Origin of the sequence: Bacillus sp. EU52 (assembly GCF_037964975.1) — a bacterium.
In the GTDB taxonomy this organism is placed as follows: domain Bacteria; phylum Bacillota; class Bacilli; order Bacillales; family Bacillaceae; genus Bacillus; species Bacillus subtilis.
Genome location: NZ_CP150177.1, coordinates 52,153 through 69,970 on the forward strand (window position 1 = coordinate 52,153; position 17,818 = coordinate 69,970).

Annotated in this window: 20 protein-coding genes and 2 tRNA genes; all 22 read left to right on the plus strand. The window is 43.2% G+C overall.

The genetic code is table 11. The annotated features are described in order from the left end of the window. The first annotated feature begins 139 nt into the window (after window positions 1-139). The 22 genes from NSU05_RS00280 (at window position 140) to NSU05_RS00385 (ending at window position 17,717) form a co-directional block, all read left to right on the plus strand. Complete coding sequence (locus tag NSU05_RS00280) at window positions 140-400, plus strand: Veg family protein (protein ID WP_003218330.1); 261 nt, start codon at window positions 140-142, stop codon at window positions 398-400. 159 nt (window positions 401-559) lie between these two features. Then, complete coding sequence (locus NSU05_RS00285) at window positions 560-745, plus strand: small, acid-soluble spore protein, alpha/beta type (protein ID WP_003218333.1); 186 nt, start codon at window positions 560-562, stop codon at window positions 743-745. Between the two features lie 147 nt (window positions 746-892). Then, a complete protein-coding gene (gene ispE, locus NSU05_RS00290; RefSeq protein WP_003226742.1) occupies window positions 893-1,762 on the plus strand; it encodes a 4-(cytidine 5'-diphospho)-2-C-methyl-D-erythritol kinase in 870 nt (289 codons plus the stop codon). A 55-nt stretch (window positions 1,763-1,817) separates the two neighbouring features. Then, a complete protein-coding gene (gene purR / locus NSU05_RS00295; RefSeq protein WP_003218342.1) occupies window positions 1,818-2,675 on the plus strand; it encodes a pur operon repressor in 858 nt (285 codons plus the stop codon). After that, complete coding sequence (gene ridA, locus NSU05_RS00300; RefSeq protein WP_038428264.1) at window positions 2,672-3,049, plus strand: 2-iminobutanoate/2-iminopropanoate deaminase; 378 nt, start codon at window positions 2,672-2,674, stop codon at window positions 3,047-3,049. Before purR ends, ridA begins: the two co-directional genes overlap by 4 nt. Window positions 3,050-3,243: 194 nt before the next feature. Then, a complete protein-coding gene (gene spoVG / locus NSU05_RS00305; RefSeq protein WP_003218346.1) occupies window positions 3,244-3,537 on the plus strand; it encodes a septation regulator SpoVG in 294 nt (97 codons plus the stop codon). A 192-nt stretch (window positions 3,538-3,729) separates the two neighbouring features. Then, window positions 3,730-5,100, plus strand: coding sequence for a bifunctional UDP-N-acetylglucosamine diphosphorylase/glucosamine-1-phosphate N-acetyltransferase GlmU (gene glmU, locus NSU05_RS00310; protein ID WP_015382564.1), 1,371 nt, complete (start codon window positions 3,730-3,732; stop codon window positions 5,098-5,100). Window positions 5,101-5,122: 22 nt separating this feature from the next. Next, window positions 5,123-6,076, plus strand: a complete 954-nt coding sequence (locus tag NSU05_RS00315; protein WP_003218353.1) for a ribose-phosphate diphosphokinase — start codon at window positions 5,123-5,125, stop codon at window positions 6,074-6,076. Window positions 6,077-6,161: 85 nt separating this feature from the next. Then, window positions 6,162-6,776: a 50S ribosomal protein L25/general stress protein Ctc gene (locus tag NSU05_RS00320; protein ID WP_038428265.1), complete on the plus strand. Its 615-nt coding sequence runs from the start codon at window positions 6,162-6,164 to the stop codon at window positions 6,774-6,776. A gap of 106 nt (window positions 6,777-6,882) precedes the next feature. Then, window positions 6,883-7,449: an aminoacyl-tRNA hydrolase gene (gene pth / locus NSU05_RS00325; RefSeq protein WP_038428266.1), complete on the plus strand. Its 567-nt coding sequence runs from the start codon at window positions 6,883-6,885 to the stop codon at window positions 7,447-7,449. A 59-nt stretch (window positions 7,450-7,508) separates the two neighbouring features. Beyond that, the gene (gene fin, locus NSU05_RS00330; RefSeq protein ID WP_003243417.1) at window positions 7,509-7,739 is read left to right on the plus strand and encodes an anti-sigma-F factor Fin; all 231 of its coding nucleotides are present in this window, start codon (window positions 7,509-7,511) and stop codon (window positions 7,737-7,739) included. Window positions 7,740-7,808: 69 nt separating this feature from the next. Further along, entirely contained in the window at window positions 7,809-11,342 is a 3,534-nt protein-coding gene (mfd, locus tag NSU05_RS00335; protein ID WP_038428267.1) for a transcription-repair coupling factor, read from the plus strand. Between the two features lie 135 nt (window positions 11,343-11,477). Beyond that, complete coding sequence (spoVT, locus tag NSU05_RS00340; protein WP_003218365.1) at window positions 11,478-12,014, plus strand: stage V sporulation protein T; 537 nt, start codon at window positions 11,478-11,480, stop codon at window positions 12,012-12,014. Between the two features lie 181 nt (window positions 12,015-12,195). Then, a complete protein-coding gene (locus NSU05_RS00345) occupies window positions 12,196-13,794 on the plus strand; it encodes a polysaccharide biosynthesis protein (RefSeq protein WP_038428268.1) in 1,599 nt (532 codons plus the stop codon). Next, on the plus strand, window positions 13,784-15,253 hold the full coding sequence (gene mazG / locus NSU05_RS00350) for a nucleoside triphosphate pyrophosphohydrolase (protein WP_038428269.1): 1,470 nt from the start codon (window positions 13,784-13,786) through the stop codon (window positions 15,251-15,253). Before NSU05_RS00345 ends, mazG begins: the two co-directional genes overlap by 11 nt. Before the next feature lie 2 nt (window positions 15,254-15,255). After that, window positions 15,256-15,516 (plus strand): S4 domain-containing protein, encoded by a 261-nt coding sequence (locus NSU05_RS00355; protein ID WP_003226716.1) that lies wholly within the window; start codon window positions 15,256-15,258, stop codon window positions 15,514-15,516. Between the two features lie 78 nt (window positions 15,517-15,594). Beyond that, window positions 15,595-15,897 carry a sporulation protein YabP gene (yabP, locus tag NSU05_RS00360; RefSeq protein WP_003226714.1) on the plus strand — a complete coding sequence of 101 codons (303 nt, stop codon included), beginning with the start codon at window positions 15,595-15,597 and terminating at the stop codon, window positions 15,895-15,897. Further along, window positions 15,894-16,529, plus strand: coding sequence for a spore cortex biosynthesis protein YabQ (gene yabQ / locus NSU05_RS00365; protein WP_003226711.1), 636 nt, complete (start codon window positions 15,894-15,896; stop codon window positions 16,527-16,529). Before yabP ends, yabQ begins: the two co-directional genes overlap by 4 nt. A 17-nt stretch (window positions 16,530-16,546) precedes the next feature. Beyond that, window positions 16,547-16,924: a cell division protein DivIC gene (gene divIC / locus NSU05_RS00370; RefSeq protein WP_038428270.1), complete on the plus strand. Its 378-nt coding sequence runs from the start codon at window positions 16,547-16,549 to the stop codon at window positions 16,922-16,924. A gap of 80 nt (window positions 16,925-17,004) precedes the next feature. Then, on the plus strand, window positions 17,005-17,391 hold the full coding sequence (locus NSU05_RS00375; protein WP_003218379.1) for a S1 domain-containing RNA-binding protein: 387 nt from the start codon (window positions 17,005-17,007) through the stop codon (window positions 17,389-17,391). A 168-nt stretch (window positions 17,392-17,559) separates the two neighbouring features. Then, window positions 17,560-17,636 (plus strand) — tRNA-Met (locus NSU05_RS00380). A 9-nt stretch (window positions 17,637-17,645) separates the two neighbouring features. Then, window positions 17,646-17,717: transfer RNA gene (locus tag NSU05_RS00385), tRNA-Glu, on the plus strand. Window positions 17,718-17,818: the final 101 nt, after the last annotated feature.

Consider the following 17,818-nt stretch of genomic DNA (forward strand, 5'->3'; position numbering starts at 1 on the left):
TTGCGGAACATAATTGAGGAATCATAGAATTTTGTCAAAATAATTTTATTGACAACGTCTTATTAACGTTGATATAATTTAAATTTTATTTGACAAAAATGGGCTCGTGTTGTACAATAAATGTAGTGAGGTGGATGCAATGGCGAAGACGTTGTCCGATATTAAAAGATCGCTTGATGGGAATTTAGGTAAAAGGCTGACGTTAAAAGCAAACGGTGGCCGCCGAAAAACGATTGAGCGTTCGGGCATTTTAGCTGAGACGTACCCTTCTGTTTTTGTGATACAACTAGATCAAGACGAGAACTCGTTTGAAAGAGTTTCATACAGTTATGCTGATATTTTGACTGAGACTGTTGAGCTGACATTTAATGATGACGCCGCAAGCTCAGTGGCATTTTAACGGGCAGTGAACCTTTTGTTTACTGCTTTTTGTTTTGCCCTTTTTTGGTTTCCAATAATTTTAACGAAAGTTCCATCTGATTTAACAAAAGATAAAACAGTCACATATTATCGTGACGTGCACGAATGGCTATCACTTCTAAAAAAGGGGTTGTTTCGTTTGGGCAGACGTCGTGGAGTTATGTCAGATGAGTTTAAATATGAGCTGGCTAAAGACCTTGGTTTTTATGACACAGTAAAAAATGGCGGCTGGGGCGAAATTCGGGCTCGCGATGCCGGTAACATGGTAAAGCGCGCTATAGAAATCGCCGAACAGCAAATGGCTCAGAATCAGAATAACCGATAAGGATGTGACCCGGGGGACGTGCTGTTCCCTGGTTTTTTTATTTTGGATTTAAATACATAATGGGCTGAATATGGATATGTTCATCCTGTACTTCAAATGTGATACAATGTTCATACTTATGTTTAGATGGAGAAGTAGGTGAAAGCTATGCGTATTTTAGAAAAAGCGCCAGCTAAGATCAATCTGTCACTTGACGTCACCCGAAAACGCCCGGATGGCTATCATGAAGTCGAAATGATCATGACGACAATTGATTTAGCTGATCGAATTGAATTGACGGAGCTTGCAGAGGATGAAGTGAGGGTTTCCTCCCACAACCGATTTGTGCCTGATGACCAAAGAAACTTAGCTTATCAGGCTGCCAAGCTGATCAAGGACAGATACAACGTGAAAAAGGGAGTTTCCATCATGATTACGAAGGTAATTCCGGTGGCTGCCGGTCTTGCCGGCGGAAGCAGTGATGCGGCGGCGACACTCAGAGGGCTGAACAGACTGTGGAATTTAAATCTGTCCGCGGAAACGCTTGCTGAGCTTGGAGCGGAAATTGGCTCTGACGTTTCATTTTGTGTCTATGGCGGAACTGCATTAGCAACAGGGCGCGGCGAGAAAATTAAACATATCAGCACGCCTCCGCACTGCTGGGTCATTTTAGCGAAGCCGACAATCGGTGTTTCAACTGCTGAAGTGTACAGAGCGCTGAAACTGGATGGTATAGAGCATCCCGATGTACAAGGCATGATCGAGGCGATAGAAGAGAAGAGTTTTCAGAAGATGTGCAGCCGGTTAGGCAATGTGCTTGAATCTGTTACACTCGATATGCATCCTGAAGTTGCGATGATCAAAAACCAGATGAAACGCTTTGGTGCAGATGCCGTGTTAATGAGCGGGAGCGGCCCGACAGTGTTTGGACTGGTTCAGTATGAGTCGAAGGTGCAGAGAATTTATAACGGGTTAAGAGGCTTCTGCGATCAAGTTTATGCGGTGAGAATGATCGGCGAACAGAACGCTCTTGATTAAATCCGTATGTTAAGTTATATTGATCTTAAAATATTCGGATTTTGGGGGTAAGTTCATGAAGTTTCGTCGCAGCGGCAGATTGGTGGACTTAACAAATTATTTGTTAACCCATCCGCACGAGTTAATACCGCTAACCTTTTTCTCTGAGCGGTATGAATCTGCAAAATCATCGATCAGTGAAGATTTAACAATTATTAAACAAACCTTTGAACAGCAGGGGATTGGTACTTTGCTTACTGTTCCCGGGGCTGCCGGAGGCGTTAAATATATTCCGAAAATGAAGCAGGCTGAAGCTGAAGAGTTTGTGCAGACACTTGGACAGTCGCTGGCAAATCCTGAGCGTATCCTTCCGGGCGGTTATGTATATTTAACGGATATCTTAGGAAAGCCATCTGTACTCTCCAAGGTAGGGAAGCTGTTTGCTTCCGTGTTTGCAGAACGCGAAATTGATGTTGTCATGACCGTTGCCACGAAAGGCATCCCTCTTGCGTATGCAGCTGCAAGCTATTTGAATGTGCCTGTTGTGATCGTTCGTAAAGACAATAAGGTAACAGAGGGTTCCACAGTCAGCATTAATTACGTTTCAGGCTCCTCAAACCGCATTCAAACAATGTCACTTGCGAAAAGAAGCATGAAAACGGGTTCAAACGTACTCATTATTGATGACTTTATGAAAGCAGGCGGCACCATTAATGGTATGATTAACCTGTTGGATGAGTTTAACGCAAATGTGGCGGGAATCGGCGTCTTAGTTGAAGCCGAAGGAGTAGATGAACGTCTTGTTGACGAATATATGTCACTTCTTACTCTTTCAACCATCAACATGAAAGAGAAGTCCATTGAAATTCAGAATGGCAATTTTCTGCGTTTTTTTAAAGACAATCTTTTAAAGAATGGAGAGACAGAATCATGACAAAAGCAGTCCACACAAAACATGCCCCAGCGGCAATCGGACCTTATTCACAAGGGATTATCGTCAACAATATGTTTTACAGCTCAGGCCAAATCCCTTTGACTCCTTCAGGCGAAATGGTGAACGGCGATATTAAGGAGCAGACTCATCAAGTATTCAGCAATTTAAAGGCGGTTCTGGAAGAAGCGGGTGCTTCTTTTGAAACAGTTGTAAAAGCAACTGTATTTATCGCGGATATGGAACAGTTTGCGGCAGTAAACGAAGTGTACGGACAATACTTTGACACTCACAAACCGGCGAGATCTTGTGTTGAAGTCGCGAGACTCCCGAAGGATGCGTTAGTCGAGATTGAAGTTATTGCACTGGTGAAATAATAAGAAAAGTGATTCTGGGAGAGCCCGGGATCACTTTTTTATTTACCTTATGCCCGAAATGAAAGCTTTATGACCTAATTGTGTAACTATATCCTATTTTTTCAAAAAATATTTTAAAAACGAGCAGGATTTCAGAAAAAATCGTGGAATTGATACACTAATGCTTTTATATAGGGAAAAGGTGGTGAACTACTGTGGAAGTTACTGACGTAAGATTACGCCGCGTGAATACCGATGGTCGCATGAGAGCGATTGCATCCATCACGCTGGATCACGAATTTGTTGTACATGATATTCGTGTGATTGATGGAAACAATGGTCTTTTCGTTGCGATGCCGAGTAAACGCACCCCTGATGGAGAGTTCCGCGATATTGCTCATCCTATTAATTCAAGCACGCGAGGAAAGATTCAAGATGCCGTGTTAAATGAGTATCATCGTCTGGGTGACACTGAAGCATTAGAATTCGAAGAAGCTGGAGCTTCTTAAAAAATAACCAAAAAGCAAGGACTGCTGAAAGGGCTGACATAAGCCTTTTGCCGGCGGTCCTTTTTTAATTCTGATTTTTCAAACTTAGTTGCACTCAATAGAAAATTCTTGCACTTCATGAAGTCTCCTTGAAATCAGAAGATATTTAGGATATATTTTTCTATGGATAAAAGGGATATTGGAGGCCAATAAATGGATAAGCGGTTTGCAGTTGTTTTAGCGGCTGGACAAGGAACGAGAATGAAATCGAAGCTTTATAAAGTCCTTCATCCAGTTTGCGGTAAGCCTATGGTAGAGCACGTCGTGGACGAAGCCTTAAAATTATCTTTATCGAAGCTTGTCACGATTGTTGGACATGGTGCGGAAGAAGTGAAAAAGCAGCTTGGTGATAAAAGCGAGTACGCGCTTCAAGCAGAACAGCTTGGCACTGCTCATGCTGTAAAACAGGCGCAGCCATTTCTTGCTGACGAAAAAGGCGTCACAATTGTCATTTGCGGAGATACGCCGCTTTTGACAGCAGAGACGATGGAACAGATGCTGAAAGAACATACACAAAGAGAAGCGAAAGCTACGATTTTAACTGCGGTTGCAGAAGATCCAACCGGATACGGCCGCATTATTCGCAGCGAAAACGGAGCGGTTCAAAAAATCGTTGAGCATAAGGACGCCTCTGAAGAAGAACGTCTTGTAACTGAGATCAACACCGGTACGTATTGTTTTGACAATGAAGCGCTATTTCGGGCTATTGATCAGGTGTCTAATGATAATGCCCAAGGCGAGTATTATTTGCCGGATGTCATAGAGATTCTTAAAAATGAAGGCGAAACTGTTGCCGCTTACCAGACTGGTAATTTCCAAGAAACGCTCGGAGTTAATGATAGAGTTGCTCTTTCTCAGGCAGAACAATTTATGAAAGAGCGTATTAATAAACGGCATATGCAAAATGGCGTGACGTTGATTGACCCGATGAATACGTATATTTCTCCTGACGCTGTTATCGGAAGCGATACTGTGATTTACCCTGGAACTGTGATTAAAGGTGAGGTGCAAATCGGAGAAGATACGATTATTGGCCCTCATACGGAGATTATGAATAGTGCCATTGGCAGCCGTACGGTTATTAAACAATCGGTAGTCAATCACAGTAAAGTGGGGAATGATGTAAACATAGGACCTTTTGCTCACATCAGACCTGATTCTGTCATCGGGAATGAAGTGAAGATCGGGAATTTTGTAGAAATTAAAAAGACTCAATTCGGAGACCGAAGCAAGGCATCTCATCTAAGCTATGTCGGCGATGCTGAGGTAGGCACTGATGTAAACCTGGGCTGCGGTTCAATTACTGTCAATTATGATGGAAAGAATAAGTATTTGACAAAAATTGAAGATGGCGCGTTTATCGGCTGCAATTCCAACTTGGTTGCCCCTGTCACAGTCGGAGAAGGCGCTTATGTGGCGGCAGGTTCAACTGTTACGGAAGATGTACCTGGAAAAGCACTTGCTATTGCCAGAGCGAGACAAGTAAATAAAGACGATTATGTGAAAAATATTCATAAAAAATAATCCTAAATTCGGAGGTTTATCCATGTCTAATCAATACGGAGATAAGAATTTAAAGATTTTTTCTTTGAATTCGAATCCAGAGCTTGCAAAAGAAATCGCAGATATAGTTGGAGTTCAATTAGGGAAATGTTCTGTCACAAGATTTAGTGACGGGGAAGTCCAAATTAATATCGAAGAAAGTATTCGTGGATGTGATTGTTACATCATCCAGTCTACAAGTGACCCCGTTAACGAGCATATTATGGAACTGCTGATTATGGTAGATGCGTTAAAACGCGCTTCTGCAAAAACGATTAACATTGTTATTCCTTATTACGGTTATGCGCGTCAAGACAGAAAAGCAAGATCCCGTGAGCCAATCACAGCTAAACTTTTCGCTAACCTGCTTGAAACAGCCGGTGCGACTCGTGTGATTGCACTTGACCTGCATGCGCCGCAAATTCAAGGATTCTTTGATATACCGATTGACCACTTAATGGGTGTTCCGATTTTAGGAGAATATTTTGAAGGCAAAAATCTTGAAGATATCGTCATTGTTTCACCAGACCATGGCGGTGTGACACGTGCCCGCAAACTGGCTGACCGACTAAAAGCGCCAATTGCGATTATCGATAAACGCCGTCCGCGTCCAAACGTGGCGGAAGTCATGAATATTGTAGGTAACATCGAAGGGAAGACTGCTATCCTCATCGATGACATTATTGATACTGCAGGTACGATTACACTTGCTGCTAATGCGCTCGTTGAAAACGGAGCGAAAGAAGTATATGCATGCTGTACACACCCTGTACTATCAGGCCCTGCGGTAGAACGGATTAATAATTCAACAATTAAAGAGCTTGTTGTGACAAACAGCATCAAGCTTCCTGAAGAAAAGAAAATTGAACGCTTTAAGCAGCTTTCAGTCGGACCGCTTCTGGCCGAAGCGATTATTCGCGTTCATGAGCAGCAATCTGTCAGCTACCTTTTCAGCTAAACCGATTTTGAAAGGTTTAAACCTTTATCGTTTTGGGTATTGTTTGTAATAGGACAACTAAAACGACAATAGGATGGTGCTGAATATGGCAACTTTAACGGCAAAAGAAAGAACGGACTTTACTCGTTCGTCTCTTCGGAATATCCGTACTTCAGGACATGTTCCAGGTATCATATATGGGAAGGATACGGGCAACAAACCTGTGTCACTAGACAGTGTGGAGCTCATCAAAACGCTGAGGGACGAAGGCAAAAATGCAGTCATTACGCTTGAGGTCAGCGGAGAAAAACACTCAGTCATGGTAACAGACCTGCAGACGGACCCGCTGAAAAATGAAATCACTCATGCTGATTTTCAAGTAGTTAATATGAGTGAGGACATTGAAGTGGAAGTTCCGATTCATCTGACCGGAGAAGCCATTGGAGTGAAAAACGGAGGCGTACTGCAGCAGCCGTTATATGCACTTACTGTAAAGGCCAAGCCAAAAGCCATTCCGCAAACGATTGAGGCTGATATTTCAAGCCTCGATGTAAATGAAGTACTGACGATTGCAGATTTGCCTGCTGGCGGTAACTACTCCTTTAATCATGAATCAGATGAGGTTGTGGCTTCAATCCTTCCTCCGCAGCAGCAGGAAGCAGCTGAGGTCGATGAAGAGGAATCTGCCGATGCTCAGCCAGAAGGTGAAAACGAACAATAATAGCTTAAGGCGTAACCCTCCCGCGGTTACGTCTTTTGTGCTAGAATGAGAAGAATTATAGCCCGTTTATGAAGACGGGAGTTATGTGACTAAGGGAGGATTCGCCATGCTTGTGATTGCCGGTCTCGGAAACCCGGGGAAGAACTATGAAAACACACGGCATAATGTCGGATTTATGGTGATAGATCAGCTTGCAAAGGAATGGAATATAGAGCTGAATCAAAATAAATTTAACGGATTATACGGAACCGGATTTGTTTCCGGCAAAAAGGTTCTACTTGTTAAACCGCTTACATATATGAATTTATCAGGAGAATGTTTGCGGCCTTTAATGGACTACTATGATGTCGATAACGAAGATTTGACAGTCATTTACGACGACCTTGACCTTCCGACTGGCAAGATCCGTTTAAGAACGAAAGGAAGCGCCGGAGGGCACAATGGCATCAAATCACTGATCCAGCATCTTGGAACATCCGAGTTTGACCGTGTCCGCATCGGAATCGGCCGGCCTGTAAACGGCATGAAGGTCGTTGATTATGTGTTAGGCTCCTTTACCAAGGAGGAGGCACCTGAGATCGAAGAAGCGGTTGATAAATCTGTGAAGGCTTGTGAGGCTTCTTTGAGTAAACCGTTTTTAGAAGTCATGAACGAATTTAACGCAAAGGTATAAAATGTAACAACAAAGTCCATACTACACCAAAATGACTTTTTCATCAGGAGGTCCCTTGTATGGCTTTGCATTATTATTGTCGTCATTGCGGAGTGAAAGTAGGCAGTCTCGAATCTTCAATGGTATCGACAGACTCACTTGGATTTCAGCACTTAACAAATGAGGAAAGAAACGATATGATTTCTTATAAAGAAAATGGAGATGTCCATGTTTTGACGATATGTGAAGACTGCCAAGAGGCGCTTGACCGAAATCCGCATTACCACGAATATCACACATTTATTCAATAAAAAGCTTTGGTGTAGACACTAGACCAAAGCGTTTTTCTGTTCTCGCAGGAAACAGAGAGGAGGGGCCATATGGACAACATTCAAACCTTTATAAAAGAAAGCGACGACTTTAAATCCATCATCAACGGTTTACACGAGGGCCTGAAGGAACAGCTGCTCGCGGGTCTGTCGGGTTCCGCGCGTTCTGTTTTTACTTCTGCTCTGGCTAATGAAACGAATAAGCCTATCTTTCTCATCACCCATAACTTATATCAAGCCCAGAAAGTAACAGATGATCTGACTTCACTTCTAGAGGATCGGTCTGTCCTTTTGTACCCCGTCAATGAACTCATTTCATCAGAAATCGCAGTTGCAAGCCCTGAATTGCGGGCGCAGCGATTAGAAGTCATTAATAGACTAACGAATGGAGAAGCGCCAATTGTCGTTGCTCCGGTAGCTGCAATCAGAAGAATGCTGCCGCCTGTTGAGGTGTGGAAAAGCAGCCAGATGCTCATTCAAGTAGGCCATGATATTGAACCTGACCAGCTTGCCTCACGGCTGGTAGAGGTAGGGTATGAGCGGTCTGATATGGTTTCTGCGCCCGGGGAATTCAGTATTCGCGGGGGAATCATTGACATTTATCCGTTGACTTCAGAGAATCCGGTGAGAATTGAACTTTTTGACACCGAGGTGGATTCAATCCGCAGCTTTAATTCAGATGATCAGCGGTCAATTGAGACCCTTACCTCGATCAATATCGGTCCCGCGAAGGAATTAATTATCAGACCGGAAGAAAAAGCGCGGGCGATGGAGAAAATCGATAGTGGTCTTGCCGCGAGCTTGAAAAAATTAAAGGCTGACAAACAAAAAGAAATACTTCATGCGAATATTTCTCACGATAAAGAACGCTTGTCTGAAGGCCAGACAGATCAGGAGCTCGTGAAGTATCTCTCATATTTCTATGAAAAGCCTGCTAGTTTACTAGATTATACACCTGATAATACACTTCTGATTTTGGATGAAGTCAGTCGGATTCATGAGATGGAAGAACAGCTTCAAAAAGAAGAAGCGGAGTTTATAACAAATCTTCTTGAGGAAGGGAAGATTTTGCATGACATTCGTTTGTCATTCAGCTTCCAAAAAATAGTGGTTGAGCAAAAACGGCCTCTGCTGTACTACTCTTTATTTTTGCGGCATGTACACCATACGAGCCCGCAAAATATCGTCAATGTGTCAGGCCGGCAAATGCAGAGTTTCCATGGCCAAATGAACGTGCTTGCGGGCGAAATGGAGCGTTTTAAAAAATCAAATTTCACTGTTGTGTTCTTAGGAGCAAACAAGGAACGTACACAGAAATTGTCATCTGTTTTGGCTGATTATGATATCGAGGCTGCCATGACAGACAGCAAAAAAGCGCTTGTTCAGGGACAGGTCTATATCATGGAAGGCGAGCTCCAATCGGGATTTGAGCTGCCGTTAATGAAGCTTGCCGTTATCACGGAAGAAGAACTGTTCAAAAACCGTGTAAAGAAGAAGCCGCGAAAACAGAAGCTTACCAATGCAGAGCGCATCAAAAGCTATTCTGAGCTTCAAATTGGAGATTATGTCGTTCATATTAATCACGGGATCGGAAAATACCTGGGGATTGAAACTCTTGAAATCAACGGCATTCATAAAGACTATTTAAATATACATTATCAGGGCAGTGACAAGCTTTACGTTCCTGTAGAACAAATTGATCAGGTCCAAAAATATGTCGGCTCCGAAGGAAAAGAGCCAAAGCTGTATAAATTAGGCGGAAGTGAATGGAAGCGGGTCAAGAAAAAAGTAGAGACATCCGTTCAGGATATTGCTGACGACTTAATTAAGCTGTATGCCGAAAGAGAAGCGAGCAAGGGCTATGCGTTTTCTCCTGACCATGAGATGCAGCGTGAATTCGAATCGGCTTTCCCTTATCAAGAGACTGAGGATCAGCTCCGTTCTATTCACGAAATCAAAAAAGACATGGAAAGAGAACGTCCGATGGACCGCTTGCTGTGCGGAGATGTGGGCTACGGTAAAACAGAGGTTGCCATACGTGCCGCGTTTAAGGCGATCGGTGACGGAAAGCAGGTAGCTCTGCTCGTTCCGACAACCATTTTGGCACAGCAGCATTATGAAACCATAAAAGAGCGCTTCCAGGACTATCCGATTAATATCGGCCTTCTCAGCAGGTTCAGAACGAGAAAAGAAGCAAACGAAACAATCAAAGGGCTGAAAAATGGAACGGTTGATATCGTCATCGGGACGCATCGGCTGCTATCAAAGGATGTCGTGTATAAAGATTTAGGGCTCCTCATCATTGATGAAGAGCAGCGTTTCGGTGTAACCCATAAAGAAAAAATCAAGCAAATAAAAGCCAATGTTGATGTATTAACGTTAACAGCAACGCCGATTCCGCGTACGCTGCATATGTCTATGCTTGGCGTAAGGGACCTTTCAGTCATCGAGACTCCGCCGGAAAATCGCTTCCCCGTACAGACGTATGTTGTGGAATATAACGGCGCTCTTGTCAGAGAGGCGATTGAACGTGAGCTTGCACGCGGAGGCCAGGTCTATTTCTTGTACAACCGGGTAGAGGACATTGAGCGGAAAGCGGATGAAATTTCAATGCTAGTCCCTGACGCGAAGGTAGCATATGCGCATGGGAAAATGACAGAAAATGAATTAGAAACCGTTATGCTAAGTTTCCTTGAAGGAGAATCAGACGTTCTCGTCAGCACAACCATTATCGAAACTGGCGTGGACATCCCGAACGTCAATACGCTGATCGTATTTGACGCCGACAAGATGGGACTTTCTCAGCTTTACCAGCTGCGGGGGCGTGTCGGTCGTTCTAACCGTGTGGCGTATGCGTACTTCACGTATCGCCGGGATAAAGTGCTGACAGAAGTGGCTGAAAAAAGGTTGCAGGCTATTAAAGAATTCACAGAGCTAGGTTCCGGTTTTAAAATCGCAATGCGTGACTTAACGATTCGCGGAGCCGGGAATCTTCTTGGTGCCCAGCAGCATGGCTTCATCGATTCGGTCGGGTTTGACCTCTATTCACAAATGCTGAAGGAGGCCATTGAGGAGCGTAAAGGAGACACAGCGAAGACAGAGCAGTTTGAAACAGAAATTGATGTCGAGCTTGATGCGTATATTCCGGAAACTTATATTCAAGACGGCAAACAGAAAATTGATATGTATAAACGCTTCAGGTCTGTGGCGACAATCGAAGAGATGAATGAGCTTCAAGATGAAATGATCGACCGCTTTGGAAACTATCCAAAAGAAGTCGAATACTTGTTTACTGTTGCAGAAATGAAAGTCTATGCGAGACAGGAACGTGTCGAGCTGATTAAGCAGGATAAAGATGCTGTCAGATTGACAATTTCTGAAGAAGCAAGTGCTGAAATTGACGGACAGAAGCTGTTTGAGCTTGGCAATCAATATGGCAGACAAATCGGACTGGGAATGGAAGGAAAAAAACTCAAAATCTCCATACAGACGAAAGGCCGTAGTGCTGATGAATGGCTCGACACCGTGCTGGGCATGCTGAAGGGCTTAAAAGATGTGAAAAAGCAAACCATTTCATCAACGTAAATTTTGTTACTCTCTGGTGTATATTACATTTGATGTGACGGATACTAATTTCAAGCGAGGCGGAAGGTACATAAAGTAACTGCTTTAGGTCTTTCCCACATGTATATACCATCAAATGAAAGAGAGGCACCAGAGATGAAAGCAACCGGTATCGTACGTCGTATTGATGACTTAGGTCGGGTCGTCATTCCTAAAGAAATTCGAAGAACTCTGAGAATCAGGGAAGGCGATCCGCTTGAGATTTTTGTAGATCGTGACGGAGAAGTGATTTTGAAAAAGTATTCTCCGATCAGTGAGCTTGGAGACTTTGCAAAGGAGTATGCAGACGCGCTTTACGACAGCCTCGGCCATTCAGTGCTGATTTGTGATCGTGATGTATATATTGCCGTGTCCGGCAGCTCCAAAAAAGATTACTTAAACAAGTCAATCAGCGAAATGCTGGAAAGAACAATGGATCAGCGCAGCTCCGTGCTTGAGAGTGATGCGAAATCAGTACAGCTTGTGAATGGAATTGATGAGGACATGAATTCTTATACTGTAGGCCCAATTGTGGCGAACGGTGATCCGATAGGTGCTGTGGTGATCTTTTCAAAAGATCAGACAATGGGCGAAGTAGAGCATAAAGCCGTTGAAACAGCAGCTGGATTTTTGGCTCGTCAAATGGAACAGTAGGTCTTATTCCTTTCTTCGAAAATAGGTATGTAAAGAACAGCTCTCCTTGGGACGCTGTTCTTTTTCATGCGTGCCGAAAAAGGAATCCAAGGGTTGGGATGTGGTATAATAACCTCGTTTTTATTTGTGCCGCGGTAATACGTGAACCGTATTGCCCCTGACGTTGGGAAGGAGCTTTTGGATGGACGATTCAATAGGCGTTAAACGGCATTGGATTTGGCAGGGGGCTTTTGTTTTAATTCTGGCAGGCGTCATCACAAAAATTTTAAGCGCTGTTTACAGAGTCCCGTTTCAAAATATTGTCGGCGATGTTGGATTTTATATATATCAGCAGGTATATCCCTTTCTTGGTATTGCGGTCATGCTGTCCACATCAGGATTTCCAGTCATTATTTCAAAGCTGATGAATGATTATAGTGAAAAAAATCATCACACCATATTAAAAATATCTGCGTTGTTTTTGTCTTTAATCGGTATTTTATTATTTCTTTGTTTATATTTGGGTGCTGTTCCTATTGCACTCTTTATGGGGGATTCGCATCTAGCCGTGTTAATTCAAGTGGCCGCATACGCGTTTCTGCTTTTCCCATTTGTCGCGTTGCTTAGAGGCGGTTTTCAGGGGCGGCACGAAATGCTCCCTTCAGCCTTATCACAGATGACAGAGCAGTTTCTGCGTGTTGCAGTGCTCTTGGGTTTATCATTTTGGCTCGTGAAAAAGGGAGCCTCGCTTTATACTGCGGGAGCGGCAGCCGCTTCAGGCTCTCTTGCCGGAAGTTTGGTTGCATTGATGATACTGGGGTTTTTTTGGTTTAAAACGAATAGAGACAACCAAACGGATAGGCAAAATGAAAATGTCATCACAACAAAAGAATTGACGAAAAAACTGCTTTTATATTCGGTTACAATTTGTGTAAGCAGTTTGCTGCTTTTGTTTATCCAGCTTGTTGATGCTTTGAATTTATATGCATTGCTTTCGGGTGGTGAGACAAGCGAAGAAGCAAAACGCCTAAAGGGGATCTATGATCGGGGACAACCCTTGCTGCAGCTCGGTTCAATTTTCGCGGTAAGCATTGCGACGTCACTCGTTCCGTATATTTCTATGGCTGTAAAAAACAATGAGCTGAAGATCATGAAAGAAAAAATCACGTCATCTTTGAAACTATGCCTTGTGCTCGGTACAGGAGCATCGGCTGGGTTGATTTGCATTCTAAAGCCGGTAAATATCATGCTGTTTCAAAATGGAGAAGGGACAGGTGCGTTACAAGTATTTAGCTGCTCCATTTTGTTTGCATCTATGGCGGTAACGGCAGCGGCAGTCTTACAGGGAGCGGGGTACACAGTTTTTCCAGCGATAGCGGTGGGCGCGGGTGTTGCGGTGAAATGGGTGTTAAACACACTTTTGGTTCCGCGCTATGGGATTGAAGGCGCATCGCTTGCGACAGCTGCTTCCTTTGCGGCTGTCGCCGGCCTTAACTTGTATCAGCTTCGGCAAAAGGAATGGCTCGATAAGCTTAGAGGCGTTTTGATTCCGATTATTGGATCTGCTCTTTTGATGTCAGCTGTTTTGCTTGCGTATACGCGTCTCTGGACTTTCTTGTTTCCTGCAACAGGAAGAGGAGCGGCTGTGATTGAGAGTCTTTCTGCTGTTGCCATTGGTGGCGCGGTGTTTATTTATTGTATGATGAGATTGGGAATATTTACAGATGAAGAGCTGAACAGTGTGCCATTCGGCAGCAAGTTAAGCAAATTCATGAGAAGGAGAGAACAAAATGGCGGGTAAAATTACAGTCGTCGGACTTGGTGCCGGAGACATGGACCAATTGACAATTGGTATACACAAGCTGCTGACGAAGGCAGATACGCTGTATGTCAGAACCAAGGATCATCCTTTAATTGAGGAGCTTGAAAAAGAAACGAAGAACATCCGTTTCTTTGATGATATATATGAGAAACATGATCAGTTCGAGGCGGTATATGAAGAAATTGCGGATACCCTCTTTGAAGCGGCGCGGCGTGAGGACGTGGTTTATGCTGTGCCGGGACATCCGTTTGTCGCAGAAAAAACAGTTCAGCTGCTGACGGAGCGGCAGGAAAAGGAAAACGTTCAAGTGAAAGTCGCGGGGGGACAAAGTTTCCTTGATGCCACATTCAATGCCTTGCAAATTGACCCGATTGAAGGTTTTCAATTTGTGGATGCCGGCACATTGTCTGCGGATGAGCTTGAGCTCAGACATCATCTGATCATATGTCAGGTTTACGACCAAATGACGGCTTCTGAAGTCAAGCTGACATTGATGGAGAAGCTGCCTGATGATTATGAGGTCGTCATTGTGACTGCAGCAGGCAGCCGTGGCGAGGAGATCAGGACAGTGCCATTATTTGAGCTGGACCGCAATGTCGCCTTGAACAACTTAACAAGTGTGTATATTCCGCCGATTAAAGAAGAGAAGCTGCTTTATCACGAATTCTCCACGTTCCGAAGCATCATCAGAGAGCTTCGCGGACCTAATGGATGTCCGTGGGATAAAAAGCAGACGCATCAGTCATTAAAGCAGTACATGATTGAAGAATGTTACGAGCTTCTCGAAGCTATTGACGAAGAAGACACAGACCATATGATCGAAGAGCTTGGCGACGTTTTGCTTCAGGTCTTGCTTCACGCGCAAATTGGTGAAGATGAAGGTTATTTCACAATTGATGATGTCATAAAAGGAATCAGTGAAAAAATGGTCAGAAGACATCCCCATGTGTTTAAAGATGTTAAGGTTCAGGATGAAAACGATGTTTTGGCCAATTGGGAAGATATAAAAAAGGCCGAAAAAAATACGTCTGAATCATCGTTACTAGACAGCGTACCGAAAACCCTTCCAGCTCTTTCGAAAGCTGCTAAATTGCAGAAAAAAGCAGCGAATGTCGGTTTTGACTGGGAAGACGTCAGCGATATTTGGGAAAAGGTAAGTGAGGAAATGAAGGAATTTTCTTCTGAGGTTTCTGAAGCTCCTCACGAACACAATCTTAAAGCTGAGTTTGGCGACATTTTGTTCGCGCTGGTGAATGTAGCCCGCTTCTACAAAATAGAGCCAGAGGAAGCGCTGACCATGACTAATGACAAATTCCGGAGACGGTTCTCGTACATTGAGGAAACAGCGAAGGAAGAGGGAGTCGAGTTGGCTGATATGTCCCTTGAGGACATGGACAAACTGTGGAATGAAGCAAAAGAAACTGAGAGGAGATCATAGATATGAGATTAGATAAATTTTTGAAAGTATCACGGCTGATCAAACGGCGTACACTAGCGAAGGAAGTAGCTGACCAAGGACGAATCTCTATTAACGGAAACCAAGCTAAAGCTAGCTCTGACGTAAAACCGGGAGATGAACTAACGGTCCGCTTCGGCCAAAAGCTTGTAACGGTTCAAGTTAATGAATTGAAAGACACGACGAAAAAAGAAGAAGCTGCAAACATGTACACGATTCTAAAAGAAGAAAAACTCGGCGAATAGGCTTGTTCTAAAAAAATCCCCCTCCTCATACAATGCAGTAATAATGCTAAAAGTATCGAGGATATGGGGGCTGAATAGATGAATTCATATTATGATCAAAAAGGTTCTTCGTCTGTTCCGGAACAGCATGATGTGACAATGAAAGGCCGGAAGCATTTAGATATTTCTGGGGTTAAGCATGTGGAGAGTTTTGATAACGAAGAATTCCTGCTGGAAACGGTGATGGGAATGCTCTCCGTCAGAGGCCAAAACCTGCAGATGAAAAATCTTGATGTGGAAAAAGGGATTGTTTCGATTAAAGGCAGGGTATTTGATTTAGTGTACTTAGACGAACAACAAGGGGATAAAGCTAAAGGGTTTTTTAGCAAGTTGTTTAAATGACGCTGACGACACAATTCTATACAATGCTGGCGATGTCCGGTATGGGTCTCTGGCTTGGTGCTTCGCTTGATACATACCGGCTCTTTGTCATTCGTGCCAAAACAGCCAGATGGCTATTATTTATTCATGATATTCTTTTCTGGATTGTGCAAGGGCTGCTTTTCTTTTATGTCTTGCTTCATGTAAATGAGGGAGAATTCAGGATTTACATCTTTTTAGCGGTTCTGCTGGGCGTTGCGACGTATCAGAGCCTTTGCAAACGAATCTATATAAAAATACTGAAATTCGTCATTTACCTTGTTGTTTCTGTTTATCAATTCTTCAAAAAACTCATTCAGCACGTGTTATTTCGTCCTATTGTGTGGACATGCGGAGCGATCATCTGGATGGCGGCATTTTTATTCAAGAAAACATACAGCCTGATAGGTTTTCTCCTGCTGTGTCTATATAAAATAGTCATGGTTCTGTGTTTTCCGATCCGTTTTATCGCGAAACAATGTTTGAAACTTCTTCCTGTGAAAATGCGTCTAACTTTTAGACGTTATTTTGAAAAAGGTGCAGGATTTCTCAAAAAGAAGAAGAAACTATTGATAACCATAAGAACGACCATTACACGGTTTTTGAAGAAATGAAAGGAGGACCGTCTGGTTTGAATTTTTCCAGGGAACGAACGATAACTGAAATACAAAACGACTATAAAGAACAAGTAGAACGGCAAAATCAGCTGAAGAAACGAAGACGCACAGGGCTGTACAGACGGTTAACTGTATTCGGCGCCCTAGTATTCCTGACGGCAATTGTGCTGGCAAGCTCTGTCTGGTCTCAAACATCTTCCCTTAGTGCAAAAGAAGAAAAGAAAGAACAGCTTGAAAAAGAACTGAAAAGTTTAAAGACAAAACAAACGGATTTAAAAGAAGAAATATCCAAATTGAAGGATGAGGATTACGTCACAGAGCTTGCCAGAAGGGACTTATTCATGTCTGGAGACGGAGAAATTATCTTCAATGTGGAGAAGAAGAGCAAGTAGCCTTGTTGACACTTAAATTTTTATTTAGGTATAATTAAGCAAACGATCTTTTTATAAGCCTAAGGAGGAGCACTTTTTTTATGTCGATTGAAGTTGGCAGCAAGTTGCAAGGGAAAATTACAGGTATTACAAATTTTGGAGCATTTGTTGAATTGCCTGGAGGCTCAACCGGTCTCGTTCACATTAGTGAGGTAGCTGATAATTATGTCAAAGACATTAACGACCACTTAAAAGTCGGCGACCAAGTTGAAGTGAAAGTCATCAACGTTGAAAAAGACGGGAAAATTGGTTTATCTATTAAAAAAGCTAAAGACCGTCCGCAAGCCAGACCTAGAAATGATTTCCGTCCGAAAGAATCTTTTGAACAGAAAATGAATAAGTTTTTAAAAGACAGCGAAGATCGCTTGTCATCTTTAAAACGCAATACGGAATCAAAACGTGGAGGGCGCGGAGCAAGAAGAGGATAACTTGCTGCTTTCTATAAAATAAATGAAGCATCCGTTCATCCCGACGGATGCTTTTTTATTATCCTCATTCTCTTTAAGAGTCAGAAAATTACAACATTAAAGTTTCTGTTGACGAAAGAGACAAACCTTTGTATTATATAACTTGTGCTTAGAAGCACAAAACAATATGGCGGTGTAGCTCAGCTGGCTAGAGCGTACGGTTCATACCCGTGAGGTCGGGGGTTCGATCCCCTCCGCCGCTACCATATTTGTTTGGCCCGTTGGTCAAGCGGTTAAGACACCGCCCTTTCACGGCGGTAACACGGGTTCGAATCCCGTACGGGTCATCCTAAAAAATCGGTTTCTCTTGCAGAAGCCGATTTTTTTCATTTTTAGACAACATTCCAGAAATTCTTTTCATAAACGAATATCAAGGCAGAAACCGTCG